Origin of the sequence: Fodinibius sp., from assembly GCF_034521915.1 — a bacterium.
Taxonomy (GTDB): domain Bacteria; phylum Bacteroidota; class Rhodothermia; order Balneolales; family Balneolaceae; genus Fodinibius.
In genome coordinates this window covers 1-22,925 of record NZ_JAXHLU010000002.1, presented here as the reverse complement: position 1 = coordinate 22,925, position 22,925 = coordinate 1, and the positions used below count along the sequence as shown (strand labels likewise).

The 22,925-nt window shown below is 43.9% G+C and carries 30 protein-coding genes, 2 tRNA genes and 1 pseudogene; 8 read left to right on the top strand and 25 right to left on the bottom strand.

Features of this window, described 5'->3' with window-relative positions:
- Positions 1-17: 17 nt before the first annotated feature.
- The 16 genes from U5J89_RS02005 to U5J89_RS01930 all read right to left on the bottom strand — a co-directional run bounded on the left by U5J89_RS02005 (position 18) and on the right by U5J89_RS01930 (position 8,024).
- Entirely contained in the window at positions 18-341 is a 324-nt protein-coding gene (locus tag U5J89_RS02005) for a nuclease domain-containing protein (RefSeq protein ID WP_322573938.1), read from the bottom strand.
- On the bottom strand, positions 341-760 hold the full coding sequence (locus tag U5J89_RS02000; RefSeq protein ID WP_322573937.1) for a RusA family crossover junction endodeoxyribonuclease: 420 nt from the start codon (positions 758-760) through the stop codon (positions 341-343). The genes U5J89_RS02005 and U5J89_RS02000 overlap by 1 nt, the downstream gene beginning before the upstream one ends.
- A gap of 95 nt (positions 761-855) precedes the next feature.
- The gene (locus U5J89_RS01995) at positions 856-1,074 is read right to left on the bottom strand and encodes a hypothetical protein (protein WP_322573936.1); all 219 of its coding nucleotides are present in this window, start codon (positions 1,072-1,074) and stop codon (positions 856-858) included.
- 125 nt (positions 1,075-1,199) lie between these two features.
- A tRNA-OTHER gene (locus U5J89_RS01990) sits at positions 1,200-1,299 on the bottom strand.
- Between the two features lie 194 nt (positions 1,300-1,493).
- Positions 1,494-1,721, bottom strand: coding sequence for a hypothetical protein (locus tag U5J89_RS01985; protein WP_322573935.1), 228 nt, complete (start codon positions 1,719-1,721; stop codon positions 1,494-1,496).
- Between the two features lie 81 nt (positions 1,722-1,802).
- On the bottom strand, positions 1,803-2,552 hold the full coding sequence (locus U5J89_RS01980) for an MBL fold metallo-hydrolase (protein ID WP_322573934.1): 750 nt from the start codon (positions 2,550-2,552) through the stop codon (positions 1,803-1,805).
- Complete coding sequence (locus U5J89_RS01975; protein ID WP_322573933.1) at positions 2,542-3,036, bottom strand: hypothetical protein; 495 nt, start codon at positions 3,034-3,036, stop codon at positions 2,542-2,544. Before U5J89_RS01975 ends, U5J89_RS01980 begins: the two co-directional genes overlap by 11 nt.
- A gap of 25 nt (positions 3,037-3,061) precedes the next feature.
- Entirely contained in the window at positions 3,062-3,442 is a 381-nt protein-coding gene (locus tag U5J89_RS01970) for a hypothetical protein (RefSeq protein WP_322573932.1), read from the bottom strand.
- Between the two features lie 120 nt (positions 3,443-3,562).
- A complete protein-coding gene (locus U5J89_RS01965; RefSeq protein WP_322573931.1) occupies positions 3,563-4,249 on the bottom strand; it encodes a recombinase RecT in 687 nt (228 codons plus the stop codon).
- A 17-nt stretch (positions 4,250-4,266) separates the two neighbouring features.
- Positions 4,267-4,932, bottom strand: coding sequence for a hypothetical protein (locus U5J89_RS01960; protein WP_322573930.1), 666 nt, complete (start codon positions 4,930-4,932; stop codon positions 4,267-4,269).
- A gap of 1 nt (position 4,933) precedes the next feature.
- Positions 4,934-5,818 (bottom strand): hypothetical protein, encoded by an 885-nt coding sequence (locus tag U5J89_RS01955; protein WP_322573929.1) that lies wholly within the window; start codon positions 5,816-5,818, stop codon positions 4,934-4,936.
- Between the two features lie 113 nt (positions 5,819-5,931).
- Positions 5,932-6,921 (bottom strand): ATP-binding protein, encoded by a 990-nt coding sequence (locus U5J89_RS01950; protein ID WP_322573928.1) that lies wholly within the window; start codon positions 6,919-6,921, stop codon positions 5,932-5,934.
- 15 nt (positions 6,922-6,936) lie between these two features.
- A complete protein-coding gene (locus U5J89_RS01945; RefSeq protein ID WP_322573927.1) occupies positions 6,937-7,104 on the bottom strand; it encodes a hypothetical protein in 168 nt (55 codons plus the stop codon).
- 4 nt (positions 7,105-7,108) lie between these two features.
- Complete coding sequence (locus U5J89_RS01940) at positions 7,109-7,366, bottom strand: hypothetical protein (protein WP_322573926.1); 258 nt, start codon at positions 7,364-7,366, stop codon at positions 7,109-7,111.
- Positions 7,363-7,755 (bottom strand): hypothetical protein, encoded by a 393-nt coding sequence (locus U5J89_RS01935; protein ID WP_322573925.1) that lies wholly within the window; start codon positions 7,753-7,755, stop codon positions 7,363-7,365. Before U5J89_RS01935 ends, U5J89_RS01940 begins: the two co-directional genes overlap by 4 nt.
- Before the next feature lie 26 nt (positions 7,756-7,781).
- Positions 7,782-8,024, bottom strand: a complete 243-nt coding sequence (locus tag U5J89_RS01930; protein WP_322573924.1) for a hypothetical protein — start codon at positions 8,022-8,024, stop codon at positions 7,782-7,784.
- 66 nt (positions 8,025-8,090) lie between these two features.
- Between U5J89_RS01930 and U5J89_RS01925 the strand changes: the two genes are divergently transcribed.
- The 5 genes from U5J89_RS01925 (at position 8,091) to U5J89_RS01905 (ending at position 11,114) form a co-directional block, all read left to right on the top strand.
- Positions 8,091-8,492: a helix-turn-helix domain-containing protein gene (locus U5J89_RS01925; RefSeq protein WP_322573923.1), complete on the top strand. Its 402-nt coding sequence runs from the start codon at positions 8,091-8,093 to the stop codon at positions 8,490-8,492.
- Positions 8,493-8,669: 177 nt separating this feature from the next.
- Complete coding sequence (locus U5J89_RS01920) at positions 8,670-8,876, top strand: hypothetical protein (protein ID WP_322573922.1); 207 nt, start codon at positions 8,670-8,672, stop codon at positions 8,874-8,876.
- 350 nt (positions 8,877-9,226) lie between these two features.
- A complete protein-coding gene (locus tag U5J89_RS01915; protein WP_322573921.1) occupies positions 9,227-9,616 on the top strand; it encodes a helix-turn-helix transcriptional regulator in 390 nt (129 codons plus the stop codon).
- On the top strand, positions 9,613-9,927 hold the full coding sequence (locus U5J89_RS01910; RefSeq protein ID WP_322573920.1) for a hypothetical protein: 315 nt from the start codon (positions 9,613-9,615) through the stop codon (positions 9,925-9,927). Before U5J89_RS01915 ends, U5J89_RS01910 begins: the two co-directional genes overlap by 4 nt.
- Positions 9,928-9,929: 2 nt before the next feature.
- Positions 9,930-11,114: a tyrosine-type recombinase/integrase gene (locus U5J89_RS01905; RefSeq protein ID WP_322573919.1), complete on the top strand. Its 1,185-nt coding sequence runs from the start codon at positions 9,930-9,932 to the stop codon at positions 11,112-11,114.
- 135 nt (positions 11,115-11,249) lie between these two features.
- Here the strand turns inward: U5J89_RS01905 and U5J89_RS01900 are convergent.
- The 3 genes and pseudogenes from U5J89_RS01900 to U5J89_RS01890 form a co-directional block, all read right to left on the bottom strand.
- Positions 11,250-11,339, bottom strand: a tRNA-Ser gene (locus U5J89_RS01900).
- A 75-nt stretch (positions 11,340-11,414) separates the two neighbouring features.
- Positions 11,415-11,981, bottom strand: a complete 567-nt coding sequence (gene hpt, locus U5J89_RS01895; RefSeq protein WP_322573918.1) for a hypoxanthine phosphoribosyltransferase — start codon at positions 11,979-11,981, stop codon at positions 11,415-11,417.
- 240 nt (positions 11,982-12,221) lie between these two features.
- Positions 12,222-12,513: pseudogene (locus tag U5J89_RS01890) on the bottom strand (ferritin).
- Between the two features lie 524 nt (positions 12,514-13,037).
- On the opposite strand from U5J89_RS01890, the gene U5J89_RS01885 reads away from it, so the two are divergent.
- Entirely contained in the window at positions 13,038-13,490 is a 453-nt protein-coding gene (locus tag U5J89_RS01885; RefSeq protein WP_322573916.1) for a carboxypeptidase-like regulatory domain-containing protein, read from the top strand.
- 398 nt (positions 13,491-13,888) lie between these two features.
- Here U5J89_RS01885 and U5J89_RS01880 read toward each other — a convergent pair whose 3' ends face one another.
- From U5J89_RS01880 to U5J89_RS01870, 3 genes are all read right to left on the bottom strand, one after another.
- Positions 13,889-14,176 (bottom strand): TPR end-of-group domain-containing protein, encoded by a 288-nt coding sequence (locus U5J89_RS01880; RefSeq protein ID WP_322573915.1) that lies wholly within the window; start codon positions 14,174-14,176, stop codon positions 13,889-13,891.
- A gap of 26 nt (positions 14,177-14,202) precedes the next feature.
- Positions 14,203-14,931 carry a hypothetical protein gene (locus U5J89_RS01875; protein ID WP_322573914.1) on the bottom strand — a complete coding sequence of 243 codons (729 nt, stop codon included), beginning with the start codon at positions 14,929-14,931 and terminating at the stop codon, positions 14,203-14,205.
- Positions 14,932-15,191: 260 nt separating this feature from the next.
- Entirely contained in the window at positions 15,192-15,860 is a 669-nt protein-coding gene (locus U5J89_RS01870) for a helix-turn-helix domain-containing protein (protein ID WP_322573913.1), read from the bottom strand.
- Positions 15,861-16,376: 516 nt separating this feature from the next.
- On the opposite strand from U5J89_RS01870, the gene U5J89_RS01865 reads away from it, so the two are divergent.
- Positions 16,377-16,937 carry a tyrosine-type recombinase/integrase gene (locus U5J89_RS01865; protein ID WP_322573912.1) on the top strand — a complete coding sequence of 187 codons (561 nt, stop codon included), beginning with the start codon at positions 16,377-16,379 and terminating at the stop codon, positions 16,935-16,937.
- Between the two features lie 1,410 nt (positions 16,938-18,347).
- Here U5J89_RS01865 and U5J89_RS01860 read toward each other — a convergent pair.
- Positions 18,348-18,935 (bottom strand): serine hydrolase domain-containing protein, encoded by a 588-nt coding sequence (locus tag U5J89_RS01860; protein ID WP_322573911.1) that lies wholly within the window; start codon positions 18,933-18,935, stop codon positions 18,348-18,350.
- Complete coding sequence (locus U5J89_RS01855; protein WP_322573910.1) at positions 18,904-19,308, bottom strand: hypothetical protein; 405 nt, start codon at positions 19,306-19,308, stop codon at positions 18,904-18,906. The genes U5J89_RS01860 and U5J89_RS01855 overlap by 32 nt, the downstream gene beginning before the upstream one ends.
- Before the next feature lie 285 nt (positions 19,309-19,593).
- Here U5J89_RS01855 and U5J89_RS01850 point away from each other — a divergent pair, with 285 nt between their 5' ends.
- A complete protein-coding gene (locus U5J89_RS01850; protein ID WP_322573909.1) occupies positions 19,594-20,664 on the top strand; it encodes an IS110 family transposase in 1,071 nt (356 codons plus the stop codon).
- A gap of 1,260 nt (positions 20,665-21,924) precedes the next feature.
- On the opposite strand, the gene U5J89_RS15865 is transcribed toward U5J89_RS01850, so the two are convergent.
- The gene (locus tag U5J89_RS15865) at positions 21,925-22,089 is read right to left on the bottom strand and encodes a DUF4238 domain-containing protein (protein WP_416208491.1); all 165 of its coding nucleotides are present in this window, start codon (positions 22,087-22,089) and stop codon (positions 21,925-21,927) included.
- Between the last annotated feature and the right edge of the window lie 836 nt (positions 22,090-22,925).

Here is a 22,925-nt window from a genome sequence, read left to right as displayed (position 1 = left end):
TTTTGCTTAATGGTGATTTAGTTGAGTATTAAAAATCCGTGTTTCGCATATAGGATTAGCGATTCTTTAAGCGCTCGGAGCTTTTCGGCCTGTACCTCGGCTTTGGTCCACTCGGTGTGCACCCACCCGCCATCGATAAATTCGTGGCACCGGTAACATCCGATAACCATTAGAAAGTCCGGCGATTTATTGCCCCATCCCTTGGCGTTGCTATTCAAATGACATCCGCAGGTATTGCGTCCGTTATCCTTACAAACACCTGGGATTCGAAGTGTGCAAGATTGTCCCTTACACCACTCGCGCAACTTTTCTGATTCTATTTTCTGTGGCTTTAAAAGCATTATTCTATCGGTTCAAGCTCGGTTATGCGGATGATGGTCCGCGGGTTCATACTGTAATATTTCTTGGTATTGTTGTTCACAATCTGCTTGTCATCTTTATAAATCACGCCGTTCATCGCATCGCCATACACTTTTTCAATATTATCGTAGTCTGGCGTCTTGGGACGATAGCGCCCTTCGTGGCGCTCCTGCTTGGCTTTGCTCCAACTCTGCGGCGTCTGAAAATACACCTCGATAACCTGCACAAGCGGGCCGGTTAGAGGTTGCGGCGGTTTATAAAATTGCAACCGCTCCTTAATAATCTTCTTTTCTGAAGCACTGGGATCGTACTTATATTCCTTGCCACTTTTCGTTTTGCCATCGCGGTGACGCTTTTGCGAAAACGGTTGCTGCGGTATGAATATCTCCAGGTCTGTCATATCAGTTACGCACCGAAGCTTTAAGCACAGCCAGCATAATCGAATAGATCGCGCATATAGCAATCATGATGAAAACGTAATCGATATCGGTTATATCAGCTTGTAACATGTTCTGGCTCGTCGGTTAAATATTTCTGTTCTAATTTCACAAAGTCGTTTAAAATCTGATCTTCCAGCTCTTGCTGGTGTGGAATGTCGGCCAGCTCTTGCAGCGTTAGCCCTTTGAGCTCAAGTACGATCTGCCGGTAGCGGTTAAACAGCTCGGCCAGCCGGTACTCGCTCTGTTTGGGCGGCGTGGTCCAGACCTTCTTCACATGTTTCTGTTCGCATTACTCATAATTTCTGCGGGGATATCGCTCCCCGCGGGCGACTTATTATTCAGAGCCTTCCAAGGTTCTGTCACCTGCACTATGCAGGATTACTACTCCTTATGGAGTTGAGCCGGAGGCAGGATTCGAACCTGCTGTAGTTTCCTTTTTCGCCAATACTACCTCCTGTCGTGTTCATTGGCTTGGCTTGCCAACTGTTGACGCTCCGGCTACCCAGTTACACACATTGTTAAGCGGGCGACAACTGGAAAGAGTCCCGCATATTCAATACGTCAAATCTATATGCCTGCCGGGATCCCGACCCCCGACAGGGCTTTCCTAATTGCGTCGGCTTCCACAGGACGTTGACACGGGCTTCTTCACGGCCTGCTTCATCAGCGCTCGTTGTTTGCTATCAGGGCATTTCATGTTTTTAAGCCCTTAGGCTCTAAAATCACGTTTCCACTTTTGGTAACTTGCTGGACATTAAATTTGAGTCCGTTTATTTCAACTTCCTGATCAGCTTCTGGAAGGTTGGCTATGATACCTCCATCAGCCTCCCCGTTTTCCATCTTTTCAGTGAGTTTATCTGAAAGCTCAGAAGCCTCACCAGTAAATAATTCATCAACTTCACCATCATTTATTGTCTGCATATTGTATTTGTTTGTTCAGGTTAAAAAAGAAGCCCTGCCTGCGGGTCAACACCGACAGGGCGCTGTTCATCAAGAGAGACGCTACTTGAGCGCTTGGCTTTTGGGGCCAATTCCGTTGTCCTTCCGGGATGAATCGGAAATTGTGTACACCGGTGCTCCGGTTAGTTTTTGAATTTCGTTTTTGAATAGCTGTTCGTCGCTGTTGCGACTGCTCAGGTGGACCAGGTGAATCTCCTCGGTCTGGCTGAGATCGGAGTCGCGAAAGAACTTCTTGAGGTCATCAAAGCTGAAATGCGACTGGCGGATCCGATCTTTGAGCCACTCCTCATCCTCGGAGGTCTCGAGAATGTGATCCGCGTAGTTGGCTTCCAGTATCCAATGCGTAACCCCTGAAAAGTTGTAATTCACATAAGCACTGTCGGCGATATATACGCCCTTCTTTCCGGTTTCTTTGCTCTGAAATAGAAAGCCCATTGGCTCCTCAGCGTCATGCTCTACCAGGAATGGCATCACTATCCACGTGCCTATCTCGCGCTGATCTAAATGCTTGAGCGTGCTGGTAACGGTTATTGGTATGTTGTTTTCGGAAACCAACGCCTCCCACGAGCCCTTACTGGCATAGACTCGGACGCCTCGTCGTACAAGCTCCGGCACGGCCTTACTGTGATCGCCGTGCTCATGCGTGATGAGTACCCCTGACAAACTGCTTGGGCGTATCCATTTCGCCAGCTTGCTGTAGGATACCCCGGCATCGAGCAACAGCTTGGAATAGCCGTCGTCCACGATAATTGCGTTGCCATCTGATCCGGATGTTAAGTGATTAATTAGCATCGGTGCCCTCATCTTTCATTTTGGATTCAAACAAGGCACCTTCAACATCATCCTTCAAAAGGTTCTGATCTCTCATTTTGAGGATCACCTGCTGAGCAAAGTGGATATCATATTTATCCTTTAGCTTCTCAGCTATTTTCTCAGCTCTGTCCTTGAGCACTTCTTCGATATTGAGCTTGCTTTTACCAGAGAACTGATATCGCATATACTCTTCTATAGTCGGATCTTCTGGCCCCTTGTAATACCGTGAGCTTGGGCTGAATTTTCCTGATTTTGCCAATACGGATGCTTCTTTCTGGATCTTCTCATCCATGTGCTGATTGACACGTTCTTCGGCTACTTTCATAACCTGCTCGTCAACCTTATCCTCGATTTTATCCCAGATCTTTTTTACAACTTCCCTTTTTAGCTTCTTTTGTATTCCCTCGTCAAGACTATCTTCGCTGTGGATCCAGTCGATTTCTACTTCTACATTGAATTTCATAATAATCTACGCCTCCGCTTGGGCTTTATGTTGGAGTTGGCGCTTGACGCGTTCTGAGCCCTTCGATATCGAGCTGGTGTATCCCCTCGGCATTCTCATCAACGTTGGCAGCCATGGCCTTGGAATGGGAATACCACTTCGTATTGCCAAACACCTGCTTGCCCAGCTCGTTGACCTCGGCCTTAATGGTTTCGCGTTCGTCGTTATCAGCGACGCCGCCCTGGGTTGTAGGTTCGGGATCCGGCGATGCAGTATCATTTTCTACATCATTTTTACGTTCTGTAGAACCTTGCTGCTCACTACTACCGTTGGTGGTTTCGGACTCGGTTTTTACCGGCTGTTCATCCATGCCGATATCAATTGATTCGCGATCATCGACATCGGGTTGCTCAATTTTAACCTCCATATTGCCCTCCTTATAGGGATTGTCCTGATGCTCTACATAGTGGTAGGATGGATTAACTTTTTCGGGGTCAACAGTTATCTCCTCAGTAACACGATGGACAAGGGTTTTATAATCTCATTCTTACAGGCCACTTGCCCCAGAACTATTGCATGGAGCAGAATCTTCACTCTTTTTAAAATCTTTCTCCGATACCGTAACAAGCTTGTTTTTGCGCTCGTCTTTGTAGGTTATATAGCCAAAACCACCTACCACTTCACCGCGATCAAATGGCTTGGTAACATTAAATTCGTAGGTGTCTTTTTCGTGATTGCGGTCCTTTTTTATTTGCGTGAAATCATCGTTCTCATGTACCAACTCATAACGAATGTCATCAATCTCTTCCAATGCTACCTTTTTCCGGTAATAATCCATCCCTCTGTACCCGATCTGCAAGTCAAGGTCATACTTCCCGGTCTTACCATTCAGATATGGGATCGGATGAATATGATTATCGATCAACGCATCAAGCCCCAGCCGGACACGATGTACCGCATCAATAGCCAATTGCTGCATGTTTATATTGCCCCACGTATAGGCAGGCTTGCTTGACTTTTCATGGCGGTCTGACTCAAAGGCCTTTAGGGCGCTGTCTATTTTCATAAAGAGATTTGAAGCGAGCTGCTTCTCGTTATCAGTAAACTCAACGCCATGGCCAACGGCCCCGTTAAATTCATGCTCAACCTTGCCGACAAAGCGCTCGGCATAGGTCGGTTTCTTTTTCTCTACTGCGGTTTCTTTTTCTTGGTTTTGTTGGTTGTCAGTACTCATAATGGTGATTTTTGGTTTTAGTTAGCGATTGCTTCGTTCAAAATTTTCTTTCTTTCTTCTTTCACTGATTGTTCAGCCTTATTGATATCATCGAACTTTTCGTAGTAAGCGAGCTCCCCATCTTTATAAATACGGGCTATCCACTTCTCTTTACCCTTGTCCCAGGTTACCCCTTTAATCCCAGAGCTATTATTTATAGAGCCACTATTGAGAGATTGAACGGAACGGCCTACCCACCTACAGTTGGATGGTTCATAATTCCCATCATTATCAACTCTATCTATGGTTTTCTCATCATCATAGCCGTTCTTGTAAGCCCAGTTCATGAATGGTTCAAAATCCATCCATTCATCGCAGACCTTAATACCACGCCCACCATAGTATGGATAACTTTTTTCATTAGGATTAAGACACCTTTGTTTCATTGATGCCCAAATCTTATAGAGTCTCTTGGTATTACCGTCCTCATCAACAGTGATACCTCGATTCATCTCATCGAAAAGGCATCCACAGCTTTTGGTGTAACCGTTCCACAGGTTCGTTCCTGCGACTTCTGTATGGTTTCCACACTCACAAAGGCACTTCCAAACAGCCCTACTGTGGCGATCCTTGCCTACAAATTCCATAGCTGTAAGGCGACCGTATTTATTCCCTTTTATATTTTTATATCTGTGTCCAGCCATATTAAACTACCTCTGCAAGTTTATTTTCTTCTCTTGACTCGATACGAAGCTTATCGTCAGACGCTGATACATAAAGAGCTATTATTTGCAGTTCGTACTCGGGGATGTCAATAATTCCCTCAGCATTATCAATCCACACCGGCGCTGACTTTCCGTAGTGCTTACTCAGAGTATTAATAATATCGAGCCCTGCCTGAATGCGTCCGGCGTTGTTTAAGCCTTTAGAAAACGGAACACCTTTATAAACGGCATCAGCAGTCTCGGAAATGCCGCCGTTTATTTGCTCCTCAAAAAGCTTCCATGTTACGTGGTCGAATTTCTCATTGACCTTGTCGGTCACATAGGCGCTTCGGGCGCGGACAAATTCTTCCATAAGATGCAAGTCGCTTTCGACCTGTTCCAGCTGCTCGGCCACCTCCCTGCGTTCGGCTTCCAGCTCTTTAATGCGATCATTGGTGCGCTTGTTTTCCTGCGCCTTGTGGATCGTTTTCTGGGCAGCTTCGATCTGCTCGTCAAGATCTGAAATATGGTTGTTCAACTTGGCTAACTGCCCTTCCTTTTCGGCTTGGTGGTTCTCAATTTTGACGCTGATATCATTGATCTCCTCTTGGATATCCTGGAAGGCATCGGTAGCCGTGAACTCCGGCTGATTTTCTTTCTGTTCTTGGAGCTTCGCCTCGGCTTTTTCGAGCGCCTGTTTGCGTTGATTAAGCTTGCCCTTCGCCTTGGAAGCATTATCCTCAGCTATTTCGAGTTGGGCAGCTACGGTCTCTGCATCTTTTTCAGCCTCTTGCAGCTCAATATTCTTGGCCTTGATATCATTGGCCTTATCTTCGTTAAACTCCTCAAGGTAGGCTTCATAGTCGTGCTCCTCGGCATCCGGCATTGTCTGCTCACATACCGGGCATTTCTCAGGCTCAAACGCATTGGCTGGTTCGGGCTCCTTATCACGAAGGGCTTGAAGCTCATCCTCAATAGCATCGACTTATTATGCCTTACTTATTTAGATAGCCGGTCTTCTGCTGATGAACTCTCGTATTCCCGCTTGGACTCCCGCCAGCTGGGTTCAGCCTCATCAACCTTATTTTGAAGCTCATTTACTTTCTGGCGCTGATCGGAAAGCGAATCCTGTATTTGCTGTTGGTGTTCGTTTTTGAGCTTCTGCTTTTTCGCCTGCAGTTCATTGCGTTCTACTTTCAGCTCGGCAACACGGCCACCGCTTTTTACCTCCGATCGCTTGGCCTCAATAGTATCTTTCTTTTCTTTCAGCTCTGTGACCGTGGCTTTGGCCTCCTCCACATCCCCAATATCGGTATAGAGTCGACCATTAAGCTCATCAATACGTCCGGGAATGTTATCGAGCTCCTTATCCAGATCGCGGCGCTTCTCTTTCAAAATCTTCTCCCGGGCCTCATGGCTCTTGCCATCCAGCACCTTGGGATATCGCTCTAAATCTCCATAGTTCGTGATAATTTCCTCGGTATCGATATCGCCTACCAAATCGAAGAGCACATCCCGGCGATCGGACCAGTGCATCTGCTCGGGAAAGTAATCGGGCATCGTAAGTATCTTAAGCAGTCGCTCCGGCATGATTTCTTCCACGGCTTCCTGGTACTCATTAGCCTTCACCGGTTCGCCATCTACCCAGTAATCAGTGGTGTGGCCCGAGAAGGTTTCCTGCGATGCGCCCCGCTTTCGTGTCCATTTTTCTTGGTAGCAGCGCTTAAGGGTTATCTCATCAAATACGCCCTCCACTTCGTGCTCGATATTGTGGATCACATCACCATTCTTATCGCGCGTTTTAATTCCAAAGCTGTCAGCTGACCGATCGCGGCTGTCCTTGCCGGTAAGCAGCCACGTCATTGCATCAAAAAGCGTGGTCTTTCCGGTTTCATTTCGGCCGAATACATTCATCGATCGACCATCAGCTTCGAAGGTGTAGTCGCGTATCCCCTTAAAGTTCTTTAAAATGAGTTTTTGAAGTTTCATAATATTGAGTAGTTTTTAATTGGTTTTGTCGTTGAGCCTAGTGCTCAATGGTGATTTGGCCTGATTCCGATTACTCGGGATCGGGCCTTTTTTATTGTGTCGGATACCTATCTGTATGCCAATGCCAAGCACCAGCATCGTATAAACCAGCATTTCTATGACAAATAGGGTTAATCCGTTCATTTCTTTATGATTTTTGTTTGCAATGATTTAGAACATCTTGAACTTTCTTACTCTTTAAGTCGCCGCGTTTTAACATGCGATGTACTGTTGACCGGTGGCAGTCGAGCATATTGGCTATGGTTGTTACATTGAGCTCAGTATCCAGCATCCGGTACTCATCTCGCATGTCGTGAATCACGCGGTCCACATTTTGTACTGCTCGCTTCACCTTTTGTAATCGCTGTTCTGCGGTATCTAATTCCTGTAGGGCTTGCGTGCTCATAAATCCCCCACTTCCTTCTTAAGATCTTCCATTTCAGCATCCATACGACCCAGTGCAACCTCACATTTATTTTTGTTGCCATCGGCAAAGGCGCGGCTCAGATCGGTGCCAAACTCATAGAGCTTCATCAAATCATCCAGCACCCTCCCATTAGCACGGCCACTGCACGGCAACATCATCTGCATGGCCAAATTGTGATAGTTGTATTCCTGGATGAGATAATGGCTAAGATTTACCAGCTGCGAATACCTGGGCTCTGTTCCGTCCGGATTCGTCCAGCTATACACCGTTTGCTCGTGGACCTTACAGGCTCCGGCAATTTCTTTAACGGTACACATTGGCTCGACACCGCCGGTGATCTCATTCAGTATTTGGGATATGGATTTCATAAAACTGGGCATTCTTTTATGAGATTTTATTGCTTGGCGGTGGTTAGGTTTTCTTTCTCGGAGTCCTCAAAGGGATATCCGGCACTCTGTACATACTCAGATATCTCCTTGAATAAATCTGGATTCTCATTAGGATACTTCAGAACATGATATATTCGGCGCTTAGAATAACCGAGTTGGTCTGCGACATCCTGAACGGTGTGATCGAAGTCCGTACGAGCCTTGGTAAGCTGCTTTCGGCGCTCGTCGTAATCTGTTTGTTTATTCATGGTTTTGTATATTTGTGAATCATTGTTGTGAAACTCTGTTGTGAATATAACTCAAACGGTGTGAGAATGTCAAATAAAAATCTCACAAAAGTTAGTAATGTCGATAAATTTCTCACAAGGCTTCGTCAAGAGGTAGGTGTTAAAACAGACACTGAGCTGGCAGAAAAGCTTGGATATAGCTCTACAGGTACGCTTTCTAATTGGAAAAAGCGTGGCGCTGTTGATCTAAACAGGATTCAAGAACGTTGTGAGAATATAAGTTTAGACTATCTCACAGGCGGTGAGAATGATAAATACGAAAAAGCTTTTAATCAGTTAGAAGACCGCACAAACGATGAAGGTACTCCCTATAACGCTCGGGATCTTCTTCTCGAAGCTCTTGTATCAGAAGCAGAAAAGATTCAAAATGATCTTCAAGACTTAACTGAGAAAATTCGGAAATTGCGGGATCTTGATCTTGAGGGTTAGTTGATGATAGCTCATTCTTGCTCATACTGGTAATAGTTTTTAATTGCGCTCTGTAGATGAAAAATGAAATATAAATTGTTGGCTGACAGGTAGCGTCATCCCAATTCTTTCTTAATGAAATTCAAATTTTGTGAACTTTCAACAATTTAGAACAATTCAAATTAAGACTAAGAAAAGATGATTAGAGAGATACAAAAATTGGTAAGTTCGCTTCCAGGATTCTTGGCTACGCTTCTTACCATCATACTTATTATCTGGGCTATCCTATGGTTCTTCCTGCCCTTTTTTATCTGGGGGATCTACGAAAAGTCCAAAGGAATTGAACAACGATTTGATCAGTTGCTGAACCGGCAATCAGAAAAAGAACCAGAAGCCGACATATAGGATCTATAAATAATTAATAACTACTACGCGCGTACGCGCTTATATCAGGTTTTATATAAACTATAATTAAAACTAAAACTATTGCGAACCATTAGGGGAACGTTCCCGAAGGGTTAGGTAATGGTTCCGAAGGGTTAAATAAATGGCGTTAGCACTATTTAAACGCCGATTATAAAAAAATGATCTATAGTATATATCAGCGATCAATTTTACACTTTTTAACAATTACCGAGTTCACCTTGACTAAAATCTAACTTAACCGGTGTTAAATAATTACCGTTTTATGGTTCCGAACCATTCGGTAAGGGTTCATGAACGTTCCTTAAGGGTTAAATAAATAGGATGATATTATGGCAACAATCACCACGAAACGACAAATACTGTCGACCGACAAGATGGCCAAGCGCCTAAAAAAATTCATTAATCAAAGTCCATTTACAGCCACTGAGGTATTGGAATCTGCAGGCCTTAGCGTTCAATATTTATCCCGGTGGGCGGAGGATGCTAATCATCCAGTGCGGCCTCCTTCCTATATGGAACTGGCCAAGATGGCCGAAAAATTAGACAAGCCTGTCGAGACGCTGATGTATGATGATGGCGGTGAACCGTTTGTGATGATCCCGAAAAAGAGATATGAGGAGATGCAAATGCAGATGAAGCGCCACCTTGCTTACATCAGCGAAGAGCTAAAAAAGGCCGAACAATCAGACCTTTTTAACGTCGATCACTACGTGTCATGAGCGGAGCATTTCTATTTAAAGAAGAGGTTACCCAGGCCCACAAGATCGCCTGCCAGCACGATGATATACAGGCTATATTTTGCCAAAAGGTACAAGATATTATCGCATCCGAGACGGCCACCGGCTTTGCAACCCAGCTTGATGTGGAGCATGACGTTGGGTATCTGATGGGCATTGCCGAGGAATACAATTGGAGCGCACGTCAGATGGTAGGCGGCGTGGCCGACTATGTGGAACGTGCGATAAAGAAGGATGATGCCAGCCGGCAGGATTGGGAAAACAAAGAAACATACATGAGATTAGTTGGATAACGATGGCTTCACTTGTCAAGAATGGGAAACGGTTTGGTCTTATTTGGTCAGATAGCGATCGCAAACCACAGCAGGTCAGAGAATCCTTAAAAACAGATGATAGGGAAAAGGCGTTAAATAAAAAGAAAGAGCTGGAGTGGAAGTATGAAAATATTGATGAGAATGGGAATCGAAAGCATGATCCCTGGATAAAAAAGTGGTATGAGAGGCCAAATACGAGTCGATCAATCGGTCTGAAAGAAGCTGTTGAGGAGTTTGTTCGTTTCAAGGCACGGTCAAAAGGGCAACGCGGGTGGAGCGACAGTGTGGCCAAGCGGGAAACGTATGTGATGCGTAAATTTGTAAGGGAGGTCGGAAACAAATCCGTTACTGATTTAACCGAGCAGGACTTGGAAGATTTCTACTTCCGTGATGGCGTTACCTCCAATCACACCCGAAACGGTGATTATATTTCTATTAATACGTTTCTTAACTGGTGTAAACAAAAAGGATATATTGAGCGAAAGCCTGAATATAAACCGAAGAAACCGCAGCGAAAGATCCCGAAGTTCATTCATCCGGAGGAGCTCTCGGAGCTGATTGATTATCACCTAAAAACGATTTACCAGGCAGAAAAGCGGGGGAGCGTAAAACCTGCCAACAATCACTCCGCTTGGATCGTGCTGGGATGGATGATCCTTGCCGGCACGGGCATGCGTCCGGTTGAGCTATCAAAACTTAAGCTATCCCATGTTTATGACAACTATATTCTCATTGGTGAAGATTTTACTACGAAGGTAAAATCAGAGCGTAACGTGCCTCTTCTCTTTGAGGCGGGGCAGGCTATGGATATCATAACCGACGAGCGATACAGGCAGCTTGAACACTCGATGAGAGACTCTCGTTACCTATTGGGCCGCAAGCCTAATTATGCAAAGCAAAAATTATCCCGGGAGTTTACGAAAGCCTGGGAGCATGTCTATACCGACAAGCCAAAGCGAACGCTGTATAATTTAAAAGATATGTTCTGCGTGCGGTTCCTGTCTGATGACAGCGTTCCCACCCGGTCCGGTATGAAACTAAATGACCTGAAAGAAATATTAGGCCACTCTTCTCTTGAGACAACGCAGAAATATTTGAAGGCAATACCGTTCGGCACTTCTATCGATGGCACCATTTGGGATCATCCGGTTCTCAGATGGATGTAAGTATACAGTAATATTTTCCCAATATTTGTGCGATACAGTAAGATAATAGTAAGTTTCTGGCAACACATCTGTTGCATACCTACCAAAATAAGAAAGGCCATTTATAGGTTGAGACCCTACAAATAGCCTTTTTTGCGGAGAGGGAGGGATTCGAACCCTCGATACCCCTTATGGGGGTATACTCCCTTAGCAGGGGAGCGCTTTCGACCACTCAGCCACCTCTCCAATAAAGAGTCGCAAATATAAGCGCCTCAGCAAATTTTATCAATGGTTAACTTATATTTCTTTTGTGAAACATGGTTATTCTTCCGGATCACTATCAAGGATGTAAATTTGTGCTAAATTTCGTCCCTCTTGAGCATAATCCAAGCCATATCCCAAAACAAAAAGTGTGGGAATTTCAAATCCCACATAATCAAGCTGCACGTCGTGGTGCGTCGCCTCTGTCTTGTGCAAAAGCGTTACCGTAGCAATAGATTCGGGATTCTTCTTCTGTAACTTATCCACCAGGTAATTCATCGAAAGGCCGGTATCCACAATATCTTCTACCAAAATTACATGTCGGTCTTCGATATCAGCATCAATATCTTTAAGATCAGTCACTTCTCCCGACGACACTTTTTCATCCCCGTAGCTGCTTAGCTTCAAAAAGTCGACCTCGCAGGGAATATCGACCTGGCGCATCAAATCCGAAAGAAAAATATACGCACCATTAAGCACACCAATAAAAATGGGATCTTTGCCCTCGTACTTTAATGACAGCTCATCACCCAATTCGGCTACTCGTTCATCAAGCTCTTTTTGAGTAAGATATGTACTAAATGTTTCGCCGTTACAGCTAACAGTTTCGGGAGTGTATAATGACATGTATTGGAGTAATTACTTAGTTCTCAGGTACCATTTCGTCTCGGAATCACACTTAACCAATTCCGAAATAGTACCCCGGGATAACTGATTTTTAATTGGCGGAAAGATAAGAGCACAGATCGTTTCTTCAAAAGATTCTATAACAAGCACTTTTTTCTTATTAACAATGAAGGGCCCCTTCCGTGTGTGCGACGTGAAGACGCCGCCACCGGCGGGCCTGTCTGGCCCCACGAGCCGCCTTCAGTCGTCGGAGATCGGCTTGTCGGTCAACGTAGAAACTCGCGCAGATGTTCATCGAACACCGCGATCGCGGCGGCGAATCCATTCCAGCACCATGGCGGCGTGCTCCTTCTCCTCATTGCCGTTATGGATGAGGATCTTCTTCAGCTCCTTGTCCTCCAGGCATCCACCCGCTGCTGATACCAGTCCGCCGCTTCCAGTTCCTCCATCAGCGACACAATCGCGCGGTGCATGTCGCAGAGTGTCGTCGCTCAGCTCCGCTACAGGTTTCGTGGTAACCCTCATTCGACATTGCTTTCTCCCCGGTTCACGTGATTGCAGGAATTCGGAGTCATCATCATACCTCTTATCGCCCCCGCAGGTCCTGGGCTGGCCGTCCGCCCCATCACTGTCATGAAAATATAACAACAGAGCAACAAAGCTGAAACGCTTGACCGATAGCCTCCCTCCCCGAAGTACCGAAGTCCGGGAATAGCTCGTCGTTGCCATCGACCGGGATGGGCAATGCTGCCGAAGGCCTGGGCCCACCTCACCGCGTGCCGAAAGAGGGTTCCAAACGTCGTTAACGCGTGCTCCGAAACTGGCTGGGGGAGCCGCACTGCTGGTTGCAGGCGCGAGACGCGCAGGCACAGGATTTGCTGGTCAATGCCTGGAAGACCGGGAAGACCCGGTGAGCTGGGGCCACCGTCAATATCGATGGTGCCGAGGCGGGGGGCACTGACGGTGAGGGCTTCTTTCGCTCCGGAGAACCTGCAGGCCGGCGAGCATACCGGCTCCGTTGGGCGTGGAAGGACGACCATCAACTTCCAGTTCACTGTGGAAGACGGCCAGTCCGCGGTGTTCTCGGTGACCATTCCCGCCCAGGGCGAACCGGCCACTTCCATCCGCGTGGTGGACAGCGGCAATACCGAAGCGCTCCACACCGGCACCGTAGCGGGCGTTGCCACCTCCATGGAAACCGGTGGCGCCATTGCCGGTGCGCGCATCTCCGCGCCGGGCACTGACTACGCCACCACCACCAGTGCCGACGGCAGCTTCGAGCTGGAGTTGCCTCGTGGTAGCTACAGCCTTCGCATCGCCCACCCGGAATACGGCAACCGTGAAGTTGGCGGCGTGGTGGCCGCGCCGGGGCTGGCGGCCAATCTGGATCTGCGGCTGAGTGTGGCCGGTGACTCGGGTTCCATCGAGGAAGTGGTGGCGGATACCATTGCGGGGTTCCCCATTTTTGAATTCAGTAAATTTTGGACCATACGCGTGGAAGGAAATTAGTTTATCCAAATCACCATCTTTAATGCTTTGGGCAATGGCGCCAAAGGTTTCCATAACTTCTTGCTTTGCTTCGGGAAATTCATCAGTGATCAAGTCAATTTTTTTCTCCTCCACATTTGAAGTTTGTCCCTTGCAACCAGTAAATGCAAGTAATAGAATTCCCATAACCATAAATGTCGTTCTTATTTTCATAACTTTAGATTTTAGTGTTAAATTTTGATTGCAGTACAAGATTATCTTGCCCCTCAAAATTGAATGTTATAAAAATGTAAAGAAGTACTAAACACCACCTAACAGGCATGTTGCGGTATTATTAAAATTTTGTCCAGGGGTTGAAATTATGGTGCAGAACCTTCAAACGATGTTGAAATGGTCATTTTTGGGAAACTAATTTTTGATCAAGACTTTATAGGTAATCCGATACTGGAAAAGCCAACTTTTTCGTACAGATCTACGTATCGTGGATCGTTCCTTAATGGGGCCAAAAGAGGTTCTTCCCGTAACCAGGTCATTTCCACTTCATGTCTTTCATAAGACTTGTTCAACCACTCAAAAGCGCGTTCATAATCATTCAAGGTGCAATAGTATAGCGCTATGAACCAAGCAGGACTGCCCGATGAGCCTTCATTGTACTTTGTGAACAACTCTTCCAAATGTTTATTTACCTCATTCTGACTGTCATCCATCTGGGCATAGACCAAGTTCAGCCACATCAAAATTGGGGGATAATCGGAAAATTGGAAAGTATTCTCTCTAGCTGTATTTCAGATTTTTCATATTCTCCAAGATAATAATACAGTTTTGCAGACTCTCGTAAGTAAAACCAGTTATCGCTGTAGAGTGGGTCCGAGTTATATAATGTTTCCATTGCTTCTTGACTTGAGCCTAAAAAGAACTGTGCTTCAGCTCTGAAAAAAGGAAAAAACACATTGGAAGGATCGTTCAAAATAAAATACTCAGATGCTTTCAAGGCTTCTTTAGGTCTTCCTGTTTTTATAGCATAATCAAGAGAGATGACAGGCGATTTATCATAGATAGAATTTTCTAAGATGTTTTGATAATAGCCTTCCACGAGATTAAAATTCCAATTATAAAAAAATTCACCTGTATGTAATTCTTCTTCGGCTTGTTGATTCTCCGGTTCTATTTCCAACACTTTTTCTAAGAGTTTTTTTGCCTTTCCCCAAGCTGTTTGCTCATTATAAGAACCCCATACGCCTCCTCCCAGGTTATAAATATTAGCCATATCTAAATACGGTTGGACAAAACTTGAATCTAGTGCAATGGCCTTTTCATAAAAGCTTATTGCGTTGGAATATGATAATTCGCTTGCTTTATTTCTTTGAAAATCTCCTTGAAGATAGTAGGAGTAGGCTTGTTTATTCTTGGTAGGTATTTTTTGTATAGCTGCCATTTCGTTTTCTAAAATGGTAGCCTTCATATTTTTGGCAACTGGCCTCTACCACCTCGAGTCTGTATCTTAAAAATTTCATCGCTCTTCCACTCTCTTAGTGTATTCTTCCGACCAAAGATGCACGTTCGAACTCGGCCATGAATCAATTGTAAGTTGATTTTGATTTGATTACCGGAAATCTGAAGATTTCCCTGTAAAAGGTTCGCCACGCTTCAATTCCTTGGCAATTTCTCAGTATAGACTTTTCGGATCGTTTGTATTGTAGGACCGAAGTAAAGGGAACTACCTTATCGATAGCATTCGATTTTCGTGAGTCTTGAGATAACGGCATCGGTCATACCATCGGAAATATATTCCAAATCGGTGTTTCCTGTCCAGTTTTTTAAGGGTAGTACGGCTATCGATTTTCCATCGATGTTGATTTCGTTTTTTTTCGATTCTTGGTTCTCCTTTGCCTCCGGACCAAATAAATAAAAGATTGCCAATACGAATACCGGTAGTAAAATTAACGCCCAAAGCAATCTTTTTTTGGTATTGCTTTTTGCGATTGTGGTACCCTGGCCATGGATAAGATTTTCAATTTCATTGCTACTTTTTGATTTGACTTCTCCTGGGGTAATTCCATAAAACTTATGGAAACAGGTGTTGAAATAGGTTGGACTACTGAATCCTACCCGATATGCACTCTCAGAAGCGGTTATCCCTTCGTTCCTAAGAATCTCCATAGCTCTCTTCAATCGGTATTCGCGGATAAATTGGCTTGTTGAAACACCCAGATGCCTTTTCAATTTCCTATGAAGACTAGACCTGCTCATTCCGACCGCCTGTGCCAAACTATTGACCCCAAATTGGTCATTGTTAAGATTTGACTCGATTTCATAGGTCAGTTTATCGACCAAAGTGCTCCCCAATGGTTTTTCTTGAAAATCTTTGTGTGAATTAAGATCCGTACTCATTTAAATATCGAATTTCTTTAGTGGAGACATTTCAAGTTAAACAAATTAAGAACTAATGGAGGTTTAACTGGATGGCATTTTATGAGTTTTATTAAATTATGTGAGTTCAAGTAATTAGTGCAACACGACGAAATCTTGTACAACATTGGCATATGACCAATGCTGTTGAGGTTATCCTTGCTTCGTACGCACGTTTTATTCATGTTATTCTTGAAATAGTAAGGATAAGATGAAATAATCCGAGATAATCTCAAAGTACGAACATCAGCTTACGCTGAAGAATTATAGCGAGAATACACTTAGAGCTTATCAGAATTGATTGAATAGTTTTTCTGGAGTATCTCAGTTTAAATCAGATTCCTAAAGTTTCTTCAAAAGAATTGGATCTGTTCTTTCATCATTGTAAAAAGAAGCAGGGTTACAGCTATTCCATGATGAAGCAATTGTCTGGCTTCCGTTAATTTTTTATATCAAGAAGTTTTAGATAAGGATGTTGATTTTGATTTCAATATCAAAATGGAAAAACCGAGTAGAATCCCTGTGGTACTTTCGGTTCAGGAAGTAGAGAGGTTGCTGAATTCATTTATAAACATAAAGTATGAATCTATTTTTACCCTGATCTATTCAGCAGGACTCCGGGTTGGTGAACTTCTGGATCTGAAAATAAAAGATATTGATTCCGACCGAATGCAAATCCGCATTCATCAAGGAAAAGGGCAAAAAGATCGGTATTCGTTGTTATCCCGAAAAGTGCTTCTTCTGCTTCGAGAGTATGTGAATGAATATAAACCTAAAGAATATCTCTTTGAAGGGCAGAATGGTGGCAAATACTCAGCTTCATCCATTCAGACCTTGATGCGAAAACACAAGAAGATCTGCGGTATTAAGAAAAAGGCTACACCCCATACACTCCGGCATAGTTTTGCCACCCACTTGCTTGATAATGGAACAGATACAAGATTCATTCAGGAGTTACTGGGACACAAACATATATCAACAACACAAATTTACACGCACGTGTCATCCCGGACCCTTAGAGATGTGCAAAGCCCAATCGAAAATTTGAAGTGTAAATAGATTATCCAATTTCTTTTTGCTGGTATAGCCCTATAACGACCTGGCGCATAACCGGCACACGCAGTTCTGTTTATTTTACAACTAACGAAAGATGAATTTTAAAACCAAGAACGGCAAAGAATTGGCGAGGCGTGTCCGCGTTAATGCGCGGGTTATTGCACAATTATTTAACTAAATTTTTAGGACCACTTGTGTTTGGCAATAATCCAAACTTCAAAACCTTCATAAAATTTAGTGATCAGAATGTTATTATGAAGATTTTCCTCCTCTGGTTCTAAAAAGAATATTTGAAAACTTTTGGATTAGCTCCTTCAAACTTTAGCTCATCAACTTTTTCTTGGATTCTGTATCATCAAACCAGTTCATCCGCTTTGATCTCTTCTGTTCTTAAGTGTTCAGAAGCAGTAAACAGTTCACGTTCCCACTGACTCATATTTCTTATACAGATTTATAATTATTTTTTCTAATACTTGATCTATTCTTTCTCTATCAATTGGAACGCATATGTCGGTTTAAGTTGCTTGTTTTTGCTCTCAGTATCTCTTACATAAACTCTCTTTTTTTATATCAGTTGTTTCTTTTAAAAGGCCTTGATACTATTTTGGAATGATTTTACACATTTATTTACAAAATGTTGATGTGCTACATCATTATTACTAATGGCCATCGCAATAGATCTCCTACATATTCGTCATCTTTAGATGTGTCTTCATTATGTTCAGTACATGAGTCAACGGTGATTAGATTCTTGCGTTTATTCTTAGGAAAAAAACATCTTGCAGGTGCATGCTCTACAGATTCTTTTTCTGCACCACATACGTAACAACTCATGATAATAGTAGTTTAATTTCGGTTAATTTTTCAATGGATAGCATACTGTGCCATAACGGCTTTGGCGTTTAACCGGCTTGGCCATTTTCCAACTTAACAAAGTGGTAAAAGTCTGGATTTTACTGGCAACTCTTGAAAAACTTTCTTTAAAAGCCATGAGCGGCCAAGTCCGATGTCGAAACGCTGGTTATACAGCCATTCCTTGTTTGGGGCTTTTGCCCTCAAATAAGCGCACTAATATCTGTAAGCGCAACCATAATAGTTGCCGTGCCCATGGTCATTTTGAGTGATGCCTTACCGAGATCGTAGCTCGGTCGAGGTCGAATCATTGAAAGCATGTACGAGCTCGGGAAAGACGGTCAACCAGCGAGGAAAGGGCCACACACGAGTATTGATTGTGAGGGCAATGGCCATGCGTTGTTCTGGAATAACAGCGAGCCACGACATGGAACCCTTCGAGACACCACCGTGATGTATGTACCTGAAAGGTATGCTCTCGGTTGCTTCACTGACACGCCAATTGAGCGCGTAATTTTGTTCGTTAACAGTGCCATCTGCTAATGTTTGCGGCGTCCAGAATTACCGACGTGTTTCGAGTGAAATAAATTCATCATCGAGCCAAGCTACTCCGACCTGTGCCAGATCACTGGGGGTGGCCATGAACCCGCCACTCGCGAGCTTCATGCTGAGATCGACCTCTCTCCATCGTTGCGCCTGCCCCTCTTGAATATGATAGAACTCAGCACGATCAGGATGTGGGGCATCGGGAAGGGGGCTCTCCAGTCCGAGCGGACGCAGCACACGCTCTTGCATTAGATCCTGAAACGATTCCCCGCCGGCTTCCTGCAGGACAAAGGATAGCAGATTGACGTCAAAAGACGAATAATAAAAATCTGTCCCAGGCTTGTAGAGTAGTTCCGTATCGTCGAAATACTCGAGACCTTCCGCGACATTGTCATGACTGCCCTGAAGTCGCATGGCGCCATACACTCCGATCAAGTCTCGATTTTCTTCGTATCCAACAATACCCGCTGTGTGAGAGGCGAGCTGTCGAGGTGTAAGCTGTTCCCAGTGGGGGTTGGGCAAATCGCCCACATATGCGGAAATCGGTGTATCGATGTCGATGAAACCGTCATCAACCATACGGGCAAACAGGGTTCCGGTCACCGCTTTTGAAGTAGATCCGATGCGAAACAGTGTTGTTTGGCGTGGCCTTCCGTTTCTGCTCTAACTCTACATAGCCGACTGCTGCAGACCAGACGAGTTTACCATCAACGGCAATCGCGGCTGAGAATGCCGGCACGTTGATGTCTCTAACATGATTGCGCAGCAGGTCGCGTGCACGATCAGCGGCATCGTGATAACCGGGCGCAATCTCTCCTTCCGTATATGGGCGCGTTTCCGGAAGATCGAACCAACCGAACGGCCGCAGGGAAGGCACATCTTCCGCAAAAAAGGGATAAAGAGAAAACAGCAGAGCGACCAGACCCAGGAGAGGGATGCCCACAACAGCCAGCGTTATTTTTTGTTGTTTTGTCATATTCAAAATTATTTTGCGGCAAAGATATGTTTATCAATTTTCTACATAGATTTCTTACACCGTAGTAGTGTGGATGCTACAGAAAAAAGGCTGTATAACGACCTTGCGCATAAGGTGCGCACAGAATTGACTGTTGAATAGCAACTAACGAAAGATGAGCCTTAAAACCAAGAGCGGCTGGGACCTGGCGAGGTGTGTCCGCGTTAATACGCGTGATATTGTTCATGGCCTCCTCCGAGGCTTACATTATGTTCTTACCTATAACTTATTCAAGGAGGAAAAACCATGAACGTTTATACCGGTATCCATTCATATTACTGCGGAATTGACCTACACGCAAGGTTTATGTACATCTGTATCCTGGACAGCGAAGGCAGCGTTGTCTATCACAAGAACCGTCCGTGCACTCCGGAAGCTTTTTTAGAAGCCGTTGCCGAGTTTCGGGATGGTCTTGTCGTTGGTGTTGAGTGCATTTTCTGTTGGTATTGGATTGCAGATCTATGTGAGCAAGAGGGCATTGACTTTATCCTGGGTCACGCCCTGTATATGAAGGCCATTCACGGAGTCAAAACCAAGAACGACCGCATCGACTCGCTGAAGATCGCCCGGCTGATACGGGGCGGGAACTTTCCGGTGGCTTATGTCTATCCGCCTCAGATGCGGGCGACCCGGGATTTGATGCGACGGCGCAATCATTTTGTCCGCAAACGGGCGGAGCTGTTGGGGCATATTCAAAATACAACGAGCCAGTACAATTTGCCGTCGTTGGGGACACTCTCGCGCCCACATCATCGCCGGGATAAAGATATCGTGGGGCATTTTCCCGATCCGGTTGTACAGCTTATGATTCAAACCGATTTGGAACTGATCGACCATTATGACCCGATCATCAAACGACTGGATAAGCAGATCTTGTCTCTGGCAAAGGGACACGATCCTACAAGCCTGTACCTTCTAAAAAGCATTAGAGGAGTCGGGGATGTGCTGGCCTTGACGATGCTCTACGAGATCCACGATATTGGCCGTTTTCCCAGCCGGGGTGAGTTTTGCTCCTATGCCCGGTTGGTGAAAGGGCAGAAATCCTCCAATGGAAAAAATTACGGGACCACTGGCGGCCGCATCGGCAATGCGCACCTGCGGTGGGCCTTCTCGGAAGCTTCTCTGTTATATCTGCGAGGAAATACCCAGGCTGAAAAATATTATAATCGCCTGATCAGCCGTCACGGAAAAGGAAAAGCTTTGACCATCATTGCCAAGCGCCTGGGAGTGGCGGTCTATTATATGCTCAAGCGGCGGGAACCCTTTAATGAGCACAAATTTCTGACAAATTCGATCATGAATAAACAAAAAACATAAATGGGGAGCTACCGCCAGCCCGACGTCTAACTAAGCTTTATGGTAAGAGCCTTTCGTCCAGCCCATTCACTATGACTATTTTGTAGATCATTCCTCGGCTGGCCAGGCCATAACGCCCAGCTCGCACCGCTTGATTGGAGGCGGTAGCTGCCCCTGGATTTTTCGATACTCGGCATGTGGTGTGCCGAAACCATCGGCATGTACTGCCCCTGCTCCGAGATGCTCCATAACTGGAATGGCGATTCGATAATGCCATAGCCCCGCGCTTGATCATCCGGGATCAGGGTACGCAATATGTTCTATGGCCGTCTTGCAACCGGCAGGACCGGTTGGTTACAGTCGGTTTATATACTGACTGCCAGCTGTCGAGCCTCTATATGTGTTTGGTGCAGTCATGATGCTGCAAACCATCGTTGAATACTGCTTGTAGTACAATTCCACGGAAAGGCTATCGAGTGCGGTTAGGTGAGGAAAATTTTTCTTGCCAGGGAATGCTATTGCCACTTGACATTGGAGGCCATATATAGGTTAGGTGTACTTTATTATGTGATTGAGAACATTCTTGTATAGCGCTTTTGGATTAATTTTATTTCGAGTTCTTTTGAAGATATTTACTATTTCAGAAATATAATCCTGGATTTGCCGCAAATGATTTTTGTGTTTAGTTAATATTAAAAATGATAGCATTGAGCTGAATGAAGGTTCTAATTCAGAAAGTTTTTCATCTATTGGGCTATGGATTAAGACTCTTGATTTTGTGAGCGGGAAATTAATATGCCAGAAAATTTCATGAAGCTTTCTATATCTTCAATTACAATTTGTATTGTTTTTTACAAATTTGTTTTGCCCACTTTGATTTATCTTCTACATTAAAAATGTACCAATTGTCTAGGCAATGATTATTGAATAAATATCAAATGTCAGTATAGGTAAATAGAAACATCTGTAAAATAGTACTGAAAGTCATTGTTTGTTTTTAATAAATGGTTTATTTCTTCTATATCGCCAATTGGAACTCCATCAAGCATTATCCTTTTTCTATCTTTTTTAAAACGGTTTGGCATAGTCATTTGCAAAACTATCAATGTAATAGGAGACGCCAAACTCAATGGCTATAAAAGTTTGAGAAGATATACACCTTCTTTTAGTAATAATATTCTTTTGATGTGCTCCCATTGAATTAATTCAAATAACTGAGAAATTTGGGTTTTTAGTTCTTGGAAAGTCTTTCGATTTTATCTGTTTTCACACCATTTACTTTTACCTATTCTGATACCTTTCGAAAAAATTGCTTGCTGGAGTTTGAGGATCGTTTCTAAAATGATCGTATTCTTTGTCATAAACTGAAAATGTATTATCACGTCTACAGAAGCCCTTTAAATAAAATTGGGGAATATAATGATGCTTGCGTGAAAGGTTACTCATGTTAGAAGTTTCGGGATTGGTAAGACACTTTTATTCTTTGGTTTAGTTTAAATTTAATAATTACAAGGATGAGCCAATTTATTATCTGAATTTGGCTCTGATGTAATTTATCGGTTGTTGAAATTTTGACGAATTAATTTTCTCAATTATGATGATGTTAAATCTGGCCATCCTTTTCTATAATCATATGGAGATCGGGAAACATATTGGCAACCTGAAAAAGAATTTCTCGATCTAATTTCTTTTCTAATGCTTAGCAAACTCAATTGAAAGACCAGGGTGATATTCCTGAATAGATTATAACTAACTATTTCGGAGAAATTATTTAAAAACCGGTCCTTGAGAAAGTTTTTAGAATTGGAGTTTAAAATTTCATCCTTTTGATCACTCAAAATTTTGAATTGGGCTTCTCAGGAATCTTGTACAAGAATCTTCTCTTGAGTTAAATGGGTTTACGTTCTTGTTAGTTTATCAAGTGATAAGGCTTTTAAAACAGTTAATATTCCACCTTCACAAAATGAACCAACATAACCTCGATCTTTAAACCATTTGAATGCTTGCGAAGTTCTGGATTATCAATGGATTGAAAAATTTTACTATCTAAATTCAGAGATAGAAATTTGCACTGCTGCTCAAGCTAATGAACTCTAAGCTTTTGAGGAAGCCTTCTTTTGTAAGATTATTTTCACCATTGATTAGCTCCCTACTCCTTAAGGAGTTAAATGTGTTTTTTGTAATAGGAATTCGAGTTGCCTTTTTCGAACAGTAAATTTTTTAAAAGTTTTCTTTGGGCCGAGCTTAAACGATAAATTTGGATTTTAATGCATAGTACAGCT

Bases quoted from the DNA above. Each gene is read 5' to 3' on its own strand.
- U5J89_RS02005 (WP_322573938.1), bottom strand. From the start codon at position 341: ATGCTTTTAAAGCCACAGAAAATAGAATCAGAAAAGTTGCGCGAGTGG.
- U5J89_RS02000 (WP_322573937.1), bottom strand. From the start codon at position 760: ATGACAGACCTGGAGATATTCATACCGCAGCAACCGTTTTCGCAAAAG.
- U5J89_RS01985 (WP_322573935.1), bottom strand. From the start codon at position 1,721: ATGCAGACAATAAATGATGGTGAAGTTGATGAATTATTTACTGGTGAG.
- U5J89_RS01980 (WP_322573934.1), bottom strand. From the start codon at position 2,552: ATGCTAATTAATCACTTAACATCCGGATCAGATGGCAACGCAATTATC.
- U5J89_RS01975 (WP_322573933.1), bottom strand. From the start codon at position 3,036: ATGAAATTCAATGTAGAAGTAGAAATCGACTGGATCCACAGCGAAGAT.
- U5J89_RS01970 (WP_322573932.1), bottom strand. From the start codon at position 3,442: ATGGAGGTTAAAATTGAGCAACCCGATGTCGATGATCGCGAATCAATT.
- U5J89_RS01965 (WP_322573931.1), bottom strand. From the start codon at position 4,249: ATGAGTACTGACAACCAACAAAACCAAGAAAAAGAAACCGCAGTAGAG.
- U5J89_RS01960 (WP_322573930.1), bottom strand. From the start codon at position 4,932: ATGGCTGGACACAGATATAAAAATATAAAAGGGAATAAATACGGTCGC.
- U5J89_RS01955 (WP_322573929.1), bottom strand. From the start codon at position 5,818: ATGCCGGATGCCGAGGAGCACGACTATGAAGCCTACCTTGAGGAGTTT.
- U5J89_RS01950 (WP_322573928.1), bottom strand. From the start codon at position 6,921: ATGAAACTTCAAAAACTCATTTTAAAGAACTTTAAGGGGATACGCGAC.
- U5J89_RS01945 (WP_322573927.1), bottom strand. From the start codon at position 7,104: ATGAACGGATTAACCCTATTTGTCATAGAAATGCTGGTTTATACGATG.
- U5J89_RS01940 (WP_322573926.1), bottom strand. From the start codon at position 7,366: ATGAGCACGCAAGCCCTACAGGAATTAGATACCGCAGAACAGCGATTA.
- U5J89_RS01935 (WP_322573925.1), bottom strand. From the start codon at position 7,755: ATGAAATCCATATCCCAAATACTGAATGAGATCACCGGCGGTGTCGAG.
- U5J89_RS01930 (WP_322573924.1), bottom strand. From the start codon at position 8,024: ATGAATAAACAAACAGATTACGACGAGCGCCGAAAGCAGCTTACCAAG.
- U5J89_RS01925 (WP_322573923.1), top strand. From the start codon at position 8,091: ATGTCAAATAAAAATCTCACAAAAGTTAGTAATGTCGATAAATTTCTC.
- U5J89_RS01920 (WP_322573922.1), top strand. From the start codon at position 8,670: ATGATTAGAGAGATACAAAAATTGGTAAGTTCGCTTCCAGGATTCTTG.
- U5J89_RS01915 (WP_322573921.1), top strand. From the start codon at position 9,227: ATGGCAACAATCACCACGAAACGACAAATACTGTCGACCGACAAGATG.
- U5J89_RS01910 (WP_322573920.1), top strand. From the start codon at position 9,613: ATGAGCGGAGCATTTCTATTTAAAGAAGAGGTTACCCAGGCCCACAAG.
- U5J89_RS01905 (WP_322573919.1), top strand. From the start codon at position 9,930: ATGGCTTCACTTGTCAAGAATGGGAAACGGTTTGGTCTTATTTGGTCA.
- hpt (WP_322573918.1), bottom strand. From the start codon at position 11,981: ATGTCATTATACACTCCCGAAACTGTTAGCTGTAACGGCGAAACATTT.
- U5J89_RS01880 (WP_322573915.1), bottom strand. From the start codon at position 14,176: ATGGATGACAGTCAGAATGAGGTAAATAAACATTTGGAAGAGTTGTTC.
- U5J89_RS01875 (WP_322573914.1), bottom strand. From the start codon at position 14,931: ATGAAGGCTACCATTTTAGAAAACGAAATGGCAGCTATACAAAAAATA.
- U5J89_RS01870 (WP_322573913.1), bottom strand. From the start codon at position 15,860: ATGAGTACGGATCTTAATTCACACAAAGATTTTCAAGAAAAACCATTG.
- U5J89_RS01865 (WP_322573912.1), top strand. From the start codon at position 16,377: ATGGAAAAACCGAGTAGAATCCCTGTGGTACTTTCGGTTCAGGAAGTA.
- U5J89_RS01855 (WP_322573910.1), bottom strand. From the start codon at position 19,308: ATGACAAAACAACAAAAAATAACGCTGGCTGTTGTGGGCATCCCTCTC.
- U5J89_RS01850 (WP_322573909.1), top strand. From the start codon at position 19,594: ATGAACGTTTATACCGGTATCCATTCATATTACTGCGGAATTGACCTA.
- U5J89_RS15865 (WP_416208491.1), bottom strand. From the start codon at position 22,089: ATGAGTAACCTTTCACGCAAGCATCATTATATTCCCCAATTTTATTTA.